1 protein-coding gene is annotated in these 1,962 nt (G+C 51.8%); it reads left to right on the forward strand.

The genetic code is table 11. The annotated features are described in order from the left end of the window. The first annotated feature begins 35 nt into the window (after window positions 1-35). The gene (locus tag B5F87_RS20340) at window positions 36-1,910 is read left to right on the forward strand and encodes a recombinase family protein (RefSeq protein ID WP_087284487.1); all 1,875 of its coding nucleotides are present in this window, start codon (window positions 36-38) and stop codon (window positions 1,908-1,910) included. The last annotated feature ends 52 nt before the right edge of the window (window positions 1,911-1,962 follow it).

Raw genomic sequence — 1,962 nt, forward strand, 5'->3', positions numbered from 1 at the left:
TGGAGTGCATAATCTTAAGTGTAAAGGAACTCTACATGGACGCACAGGAGGATATGCACATGAATGATTACAACAAAATCACAGCCCTTTACTCCCGTCTTTCCGTAGGGGACGAGGACAGGGACGGCGGCGAGAGCAACAGCATACAGAACCAGAAAATCTTTTTGGAGAACTACGCCAGAGGGCAGCGGCTGACGAATATCCGGCACTACATCGACGACGATGAAAGCGGCAGATTTTTTGACCGTTCTGCCTACTCCCGCATGATGGAGGACGTTGAAAACGGGAAAATCGGCGTTTGCATTATGAAAGACCTTACCCGCTGGGGGCGCGACTATCTCCAAGTCGGCAACGCTATGGAGATATTCAGACGGAACAACGTGCGTTTTATCGCGGTCAACAACGGCATTGACAGCGAGAAGCCCGACACATTGGAGTTTGCGCCCTTTATCAACATCATGTCGGAGTGGTACGCAAAGGACATCAGCAAGAAAGTGAAAACGGGCATTAAGACCAAAGGCATGAGCGGAAAGCCGATTGCCACCGAAGCCCCCTACGGCTATGTCAAAGACCCGGACAACAAGGATTTTTGGATAATCGACGAGGAAGCCGCCGAGGTTGTGCGCCTTATTTTCCGTTTGTTTATCGGCGGGAAGAACCGCAACCAAATCGCCGTATATCTGAAAAACGAGCAAATCCCTACCCCCACTTTCTACATGAAAGACCGGGGACGGGGAACGTGTAAAAACAAGGCGCTCAATGAGGATAACCGCTACAAGTGGAACAAAGCCACCTTGACCCATATCCTTACGCGGCAGGAGTATTGCGGCGATGTAGTCAACTTCAAGACTACAAAGCATTTCCGGGACAAGCGGAACCACTATGTAGACCGGAGCCAATGGCAGATAACCGAAAATGTGCATGAGCCGATTATTGACCGCGCCGACTTTGAAACCGCACAGCGGATTTTGGAAAACGCGCCCGTCAGACGCCCCAACGGGGACGGGGAAATCCACCCTTTGTCGGGCTTGCTTTTCTGTAAGGATTGCGGCGCAAAAATGCACATCCGCATAGATTACAGAAACGGCGGCAAGCGGCACGTTGCCTATTGCAGCGAGTACCACAAGGGGAAAGCCAAAAACCCCAAGTGCCATTCCCCACACATCATTGACGCGGATTTGCTCATGCAGACCGTCGCGGAAGTGCTGAAGAAAATCGAGGACTACTCTATCAGCAACCGGGCGGAGTTTGAAGCCTTAGTGAAAAAGAACCTTGCCATGCAGCAGACCGACAAGACCAAGAAACAGCAGAAGCGTATCCCGCAAATCACGACGCGCCTTGAACAGATTGACAAGGTGCTGAACAAGCTCTATGAGGACAACGCCCTCGGCACGATCCCGCAAGACCGCTATGAGCAAATGTCGCAGAAGTATTCAGAAGAATACTATGCGCTGAAAGCGGAGCTTGCCGAGCTGCAAGAGCAGCTATCCGCTTTTGAGAACGCGGGCGGACGGGCGCAGAAGTTTTTGAAGCTGACGGAACGCTACGCTGCCTTTACCGACCTGACCCCCGCCATTCTCAACGAGTTTATCAGCCGGATTGAAGTGCATGAGCGCGACAAGAAAAGGGCAAAACAAGCCATTCAGCACATCGGGATATATTTCAACTATATCGGCAAATTTGAGAACGAAGTGACACAGCTTACAGAGCCAACGGAGCAGGAAATCCGGCAAATGCGGGAGAAAATCGAGGAAGCCCAAAAGGAAAAGAGCCGCGCCTACCACCGGCAGTATTCAAGGGAGTACCGGGCGCGTAACCTTGAAAAGCGACGGGAGTATGACCGCATGAAAGCACGGGAATACCGGGCAAAGAAAAAGGCACAGGAAGCCGCCGCAGCACCCGCACAGTAAAACCGAATACTGACAACCAAGAGGGATTTTCCGGGCTACGGGAAATCCCTCT

This window comes from Eubacterium sp. An3 (assembly GCF_002159465.1).
In the GTDB taxonomy this organism is placed as follows: Bacteria; Bacillota; Clostridia; order Lachnospirales; family Lachnospiraceae; genus Anaerobutyricum; species Anaerobutyricum stercoris.

Coding starts and splice junctions, on each gene's coding strand:
- B5F87_RS20340 (WP_087284487.1), top strand. CDS start 36: ATGGACGCACAGGAGGATATGCACATGAATGATTACAACAAAATCACA.